The following is a 6,523-nucleotide window of genomic DNA, read 5'->3' as shown; positions in this document are numbered from 1 at the left end:
CCTGCCCACGAGAGGAGCGTAATTCCCCCGATCGTTGCAGCGAGAACCGGAGCTTGGAAGGGCAACACTCGCAGCGCCAGCAAAAAGCCGATGCATCCATAGGCCAGAAGATGCAGCATCAGCAGCAGCCATACGTCTGCCCCATATCTTGTCCGGATTGCGTTGGACATCCTGCCTCCTAAAAACGGATTAGTGGGAATGCGCTAATCTGAAATAGCCGTACTGCGGTGGTTTCGTTGTGTTGGTGATTTCAGGCTATGGTCGATCGAATTTTGTTTTGGCATCGACGAGACTTGCGGCTCTCGGACAATTTGGGACTTGCAGCAGCTCGCCAGCGGACGGCTAACGTCGTTGGCGTCTTTTGCCTCGACCCAGCCATTCTGGAGCGGGATGATGTGGCACCAGCACGAGTCACTTATTTAATCGGCAGCTTGCAAGCGCTTCAGGAGTCTTACGTCAAAGCAGGCAGCCAGTTACTCATTCTGAAGGGCGACCCCCGCGTCCGGATTCCCGCTTTGGCAACGGCGCTAAGTGCTAGCGCTGTGTTCTGGAACTGGGATGTTGAACCCTACTCGCAGGAGCGCGATCGTGCGGTCCAGGACGCCTTGCAGCACGCAGGCATCGAGTTTCAGAATTTCTGGGATCAGCTTTTACATGCCCCAGAAGACATCCGCTCTGGCTCTGGTACGCCCTATACGGTCTACTCGCCGTTCTGGAAAAACTGGAGCAGTCAGCCGAAAGCTGCCCCTGCGCCTCGACTTGACGGCGCAGCGGACCTGAGCGACGCCGAACAGGATGCCGCCCAGCAGGCAGGGGTAATTGACCTGCCCAGCGCTAAGGATCTGGGCTTTCTCTGGACCAATCCTTTGCTGCTAAGTCCGGGCGAAGCGGCGGCTCACGAGCGACTCGAGGACTTTTGCGATCGCGCTATTTTTGACTACCGGGAGCAGCGCAATTTTCCCGCCAGTTCAGACAGCACCTCGCACCTAAGCGCGGCGCTAAAGTTTGGAACGATCGGCGTTCGGACCGTTTGGGCAAAAACCGTCGAAGTCGAACAGCACACTCGCAGCGACGAGGCGCGAGACAGCATTCAGGCGTGGCGGCATGAGTTGGCGTGGCGGGAGTTCTATCAGCACGTGATGTACTTCTTTCCGCAGCTTGCAGACGGCGCTTACCGCAAGCCGTTCCAGAATTTTCCCTGGATCAACGACATGGAGCAGTTTCAGGCGTGGTGCGAGGGCAGAACGGGCTACCCGATCGTCGATGCCGCCATGCGCCAGATGAACGAACTCGGCTGGATGCACAACCGCTGTCGCATGATCGTCGCTAGCTTTCTGACCAAAGATTTGCTAATCGATGTCAAGCTCGGCGAGAAGTATTTCATGCAGCGGCTCTACGATGCCGATTTGTCTGCCAACAATGGGGGCTGGCAATGGAGCGCCTCTAGCGGCATGGACCCAAAGCCCCTGCGAATCTTCAATCCTGCCAGTCAGTCGAAGAAGTTTGACCCGGAGGCGGACTACATCCGCGAGTGGGTGCCGGAACTCCGCAGCCTTGACACTGAAGACCTTGTTACGGGCAAAATTTCCGACTACGATCGCGACTGCTGCGGTTATCCGACGCCGATCGTGGATCACAACCAGCAGCAGCGATTATTTAAGGAGCGCTATCAGCAACAAAAAGCACTGGAACCTCGTGCGGATGTAACACCCTAGAAGGCAATGTTGGCTGTCCCTCACTCCTAACTCTTATGCCTGCTTCCACTCGCTTCCGCGTCCATATCAGCCCTAGTTGGTTCGCGATTGCGGCGCTGGTGGCGCTGACGGCGCTGTGTCTTCTGGTGCGAGTGGGAGGCGTTCTGCGGCTGGTGTTCCCGGCAGGCTGTTTTGTCGTGGGCAGCTTTTTGTACGTCTACAATCCGACGCTCTATGTGGGATTTACGTGGTGGGTGTGGTTTCTGTCGCCGTGGGTGCGGCGCTTAGTCGATGTGCAAGCGGGTTGGGTTGATCCCAGTCCGCTGCTGCTGGCACCGTTTTTGACGACGCTGGTGACGATCGTCACGCTAGTTCGTTACCTACCTGGAACGTATTCACGGGGCGGGTTGCCTTTTCTGCTGGCGCTGCTGGGTGTTGTCTACGGGTTTCTGGTGGGGCTGATTAATGCGCCGATAACAGCGACGATCGTGCCGCTTCTGAACTGGCTAACGCCAATTCTGTTTGGATTTCATCTATTTGCTCACTGGCGCGACTATCCCCAGTATCGAGACACGTTACAGCGCACGTTTTTGTGGAGCGTGCTGGTAATGGGAACGTACGGCGTGGTGCAGTATTTGACGGCTCCGGCGTGGGATCGATTCTGGCTCAGCAATCAGGAAACGCTGGTGTTTGGGACGCCGGAACCGTTGAGCATTCGCGTCTTCAGCACTATGAATTCGCCGCAGCCGTTTGCGTTCGTGTTGGCAGCGGGGCTGCTATTGGTGTTTAGTGGACAGGGAACGAGTCGCTTTTTTGGGGCGATCGTGGGCTACCTGTCGTTTCTGTTATCGCTTGCTCGATCTGCCTGGCTGGGATGGGCCGTTTCGCTGCTGTGGCTGATTCCGGCACTGAAGCCCCGCTTGCAAATTCGCGTGATTCTGTCGCTGCTGGTTTTGGTGCTGCTGGTGTTTCCTCTGACGACGATCGAGCCGTTTTCTAACGTAATTCAAACGCGACTTCAGACTTTGGGCGATGTCGGAAGCGATACGAGCTACGCTGCACGATCGCAGGGCTACAGCGAAGCGTTAGGAATCGCCCTCAACCAAGTGCTGGGGCAGGGACTCGGCAGCACGCTTCCCTCGGACTCGTTAGGCAGTAACGACAGTGGCGTGCTCAGTTTGCTATTTACGCTGGGGTGGCTGGGTACGCTCCCCTATGTTGCGGGGTTGGGACTGCTGCTGTTTTATGGAGCTGGGAATTCCATGCCCCAAACCGATACGTTTGGAAAAACGGCGCAGGCGATCGTGCTGGGAGCACTGGCGCAGATTGGATTAAATAATGTCATGTTGGGAGTCTTTGGCATGGTGCTATGGAGCTTTTTGGGAATGACGATCGCGGCGCAGCGCTACGGTTGTCATCAGCCAGTGAGGGAGTAAAGAGCCGGAACAATTGTGGAGGGATACCCTAATGACTAAACAGCCAAAATCAACGCTAACGGTGTTCGATTCTGCACAAACATCCCGTCAATTGGGAGTTTTCCCTGAAGGTAAGCTCATTTATTGGCTACTCGGTATTATTCTGCTGATTTATGCAGGATTGGCGCTCAACGGCTACGGCAACCATGACGATATTTATCGCATGATTGGCACTTGGAGAAGCTTGCTCAGCGAACAGCGCTATGTGTCGTCTCGGTTCCAAGGCTATCTCGTTCCAGAATTGGTGATTGGCGCGGCTTCTCATGTGGGTAGTTTCTATTTGTCGAATTTGGTATCCGTAGGATTGGCGATCGGCAGCCTGTATATTTTCTACCGATTACTTACTCAGATTACGGCACCGTTAACAGCGGTTCTAGCCACAGCAGTCGTTGGATCAAATCCGTTTTGGATCATTCCTTCTGTTACCTCAACGGATTACGTCTATCCAGCCTTTTTCTTTATGTTAGGCGTATTTCTTTTGCTACAGCAGCGCTTTCGTTGGGCGGGGTTGCTATTTGCCCTAGCAGTCTCCTCTCGTCTGACCTATGGTCCAATGGGCGCGATCGCGCTAACCTTTTATTTTCCTTACTTACGGCAACATCCGAGTCTTCGCGGCCGCTATTTTCAGGGCTGGTTGCTATTTCTGCTAGGTTCCGCAGCCCTCTATTCACCGGTATTTTTTGCGTCTGGTATGACGTTTTCTTTTTTGGGATTTGCCTCAGATACATCGGGTGGAACGCTGGGGGTTGTAGCACGGTTTATTTACAAAAATTTGTACCTTTGGGGACTGCCAGCGTTTATTGTGTTACTCTTCTGCTTGATTCGAGAAAGAGACTTTTTTTGGAGAAAAATTCGCGCCAATCCTTTTCGTACGGTGACTGCGCCTCAGCTAGTATTTCTTGCAGTTCTGACTGGTTTCCTTTACAGTGAGTTTTTGTTTGCTCGATTACCGCATCAATATCAATATCTAATTCCTGTTTTATTTTGCGTTGCTTATTTTATTGCGCTGATTCCTAATCAAACTCGCCAAATCATTTATCTCAGCCTCATTGTTCTGTTACACTGCACCTACGCCGTGGTCAATCTCGACATCATTGATACCTACCAAACTGGCGAGGTAAATCAAACGATTCATTCGGATGGTGCTGTTGTCAAAGTCTCGCTTAAAGAAGGCGTGCTGGTACGTGATTTTAGGTGGCGATCGATCTATCAACGACGTCTTACAGAAGAATTTAATCAGCGGTGGCAGCACTTTGGAGCGCCTCTGGATAATCCCCGGTAAACTTTGATCGATTTTTGGTATTCAGGGGTTAGAGTTGTTCATTGTTGCGCCCAACCTTTAAACAAATGTTCTGCTTTCTTTGAGTTATAAGCATCGCTGATAGCCAAACCGTTAGAAGACCATTTTGTTGATCCCTCTCGTTTCGAATAGCGTGCTGTGAGAATTCTGTTCCTAGACCAAAGCGGTGAGCTAGGCGGCGCAGAATTGTGCCTGCTAGACGTTGCTAAACCCTATCGCGATCACAGCGTCGTTGCACTGCTAGCGGATGGACCGTTCCGAGCTGCCCTAGAGCAGCACCAGATTCCGGTGCAGGTGTTGACGGCGCGATCGCTTCAGATTCGTAAGCAAAGCGGACTGTGGCAGGGATTGAGCAGCCTGAGACAGCTTTTACCGCTGGCAGTCCGCGTTTCCCAGCTTAGCCAGGGATTTGACCTGATTTACGCCAACACGCAAAAAGCGCTGGTTGTGGGCGCACTGGCAAGCGGGTTGGGTCGCCGTCCGCTGGTGTACCATCTGCACGATATTCTGTCGGAGGAGCACTTCAGCTCGGTGAATCGCCGTCTTGCGGTGCTACTGGCAAATCAGTTTGCTGCGCAGGTGATTACCAATTCCGAAGCAACTCGATCGGCATTCGTCGCGGCGGGTGGACAATCGCGCTTAACCAGCGTGATCTACAACGGTTTTGATCCAGCGACCTATCAAGCGGCTGATCGGGACGTCGTGCGGAGATCGTTGGGTTTAACTGGATTTGTCGTGGGGCAGTTCAGCCGCCTGTCGCCCTGGAAGGGGCAGCACGTGCTGCTAGAAGCGCTGACTAACTGCTCAGCCGATGTGACAGCGCTGTTTGTGGGTAGCGCCCTGTTTGGAGAGCAGGAGTACGCTCAGCAGCTACAGGCTCAGGTGACGGCACTAGGCTTGCAGGACCGCGTGCGGTTTTTGGGCTTCCGATCGGATGTGATTCCGCTGATGCACGCTTGCGACTTGGTTGCTCACACCTCCACGGCACCGGAGCCATTTGGACGGGTAATCGTGGAAGCAATGCTGTGCGGGCGTCCTGTAGTGGCAAGCGCGGCGGGCGGTGCGATCGAACTTGTCGAGTCGGGCAGCACCGGATGGCTCGTACCTCCAAATGATCCTCAGGCGCTGGCAGCCGCGATTCGAGAGGCTCAGGCGCAGCCCGACACTGCTAGTGCGATCGGCGATCGTGCCCAACAGCAAGCCAGTCAGCGATTTGATCTCTTAACCATTCAGCGACAGATCGCTGAGCAGTTGCAGCAGGTGAGCCAGGGCAAACCAGTCGGAAATCCAGCACCATGTCGCGATCCGCCATAGTGTCAAGTGCTTTAGAGGCTCGGGACGATCGCCGATCGTTTTGATTGTCTTGTCCAAAAATAGATGATTACGGTTATCTACGATTCTGTTCCTGAGGAATCGAGCTTCCAGCCAAAGCCAGGAAGCAGACTCATGAGCTAACGAGACTTTGCGCCAATTCTGGGTACGTTTTCTAGACGCAAACATAGCGGTTCAAGTGTCTCATTTCTCTACCCTACCCACCACATGACTATTCTCTTTTCGTTCAGCCGTTGGCTTCAACGGTGGAAGTATGCTGCGCTATCAATTGTGAGCACAGGGCTTCTCATCGTGACTCACCCTCAAGCGGCTCAAACGCAGGTTGTGAATGAACCTGCTCGGAGCGCTAGTGCCTTTGTAGACTCGATCGGCGTTGTAACCCACCTGCGCTACTTAGACACTGCCTACGCACACTACGAGGACATTGTGAAACCGAAACTGCAAGAACTCGGCGTGCGTCACATCCGCGATGGCGGCAGAGACCCCGAATTTTTTCGCAGACTGAACGACTTGGCAACGATCGGTATCCACTCCACACTCGTGATGGACCCCCGCGATGGCATTGATCCTTCCAACGTGATCAGTACGGCGATTGCTCCGGTGCTGCCGTCGATCGAAGCGGTTGAAGGTCCTAACGAATGGGATGTACAACCCCATCTTAGCTATAAGGGACAGCCGTTTCCGGTAGGCATTCTTGCGTATGCTAATGAGCTATTTCAGGT

General features: G+C 53.8%; 4 protein-coding genes and 1 pseudogene. All 5 read left to right on the top strand.

The genetic code is table 11. The features are described 5' to 3' along the window. The first annotated feature begins 257 nt into the window (after positions 1-257). Positions 258-1,715, top strand: a complete 1,458-nt coding sequence (locus tag H6F43_RS20060; protein WP_190344783.1) for an FAD-binding domain-containing protein — start codon at positions 258-260, stop codon at positions 1,713-1,715. A gap of 35 nt (positions 1,716-1,750) precedes the next feature. Continuing rightward, complete coding sequence (locus H6F43_RS20055) at positions 1,751-3,130, top strand: O-antigen ligase domain-containing protein (RefSeq protein WP_190344781.1); 1,380 nt, start codon at positions 1,751-1,753, stop codon at positions 3,128-3,130. Between the two features lie 31 nt (positions 3,131-3,161). Beyond that, positions 3,162-4,451, top strand: coding sequence for a hypothetical protein (locus H6F43_RS20050; protein WP_190344779.1), 1,290 nt, complete (start codon positions 3,162-3,164; stop codon positions 4,449-4,451). 156 nt (positions 4,452-4,607) lie between these two features. Continuing rightward, positions 4,608-5,783 carry a glycosyltransferase gene (locus H6F43_RS20045; protein WP_190344777.1) on the top strand — a complete coding sequence of 392 codons (1,176 nt, stop codon included), beginning with the start codon at positions 4,608-4,610 and terminating at the stop codon, positions 5,781-5,783. Positions 5,784-6,092: 309 nt separating this feature from the next. Next, a pseudogene (locus H6F43_RS20040) lies at positions 6,093-6,523 on the top strand (hypothetical protein); the annotation flags it as partial.

Origin of the sequence: Leptolyngbya sp. FACHB-36, assembly GCF_014695955.1 — a bacterium.
Lineage (GTDB): Bacteria > Cyanobacteriota > Cyanobacteriia > Leptolyngbyales > Leptolyngbyaceae > FACHB-36.
This window is presented reverse-complemented; position numbering and strand designations above follow the sequence as displayed.

What these genes read in the sequence shown, in the direction of transcription:
- H6F43_RS20060 (WP_190344783.1), top strand. Translation starts at nt 258, where the DNA reads ATGGTCGATCGAATTTTGTTTTGGCATCGACGAGACTTGCGGCTCTCG.
- H6F43_RS20055 (WP_190344781.1), top strand. Translation starts at nt 1,751, where the DNA reads ATGCCTGCTTCCACTCGCTTCCGCGTCCATATCAGCCCTAGTTGGTTC.
- H6F43_RS20050 (WP_190344779.1), top strand. Translation starts at nt 3,162, where the DNA reads ATGACTAAACAGCCAAAATCAACGCTAACGGTGTTCGATTCTGCACAA.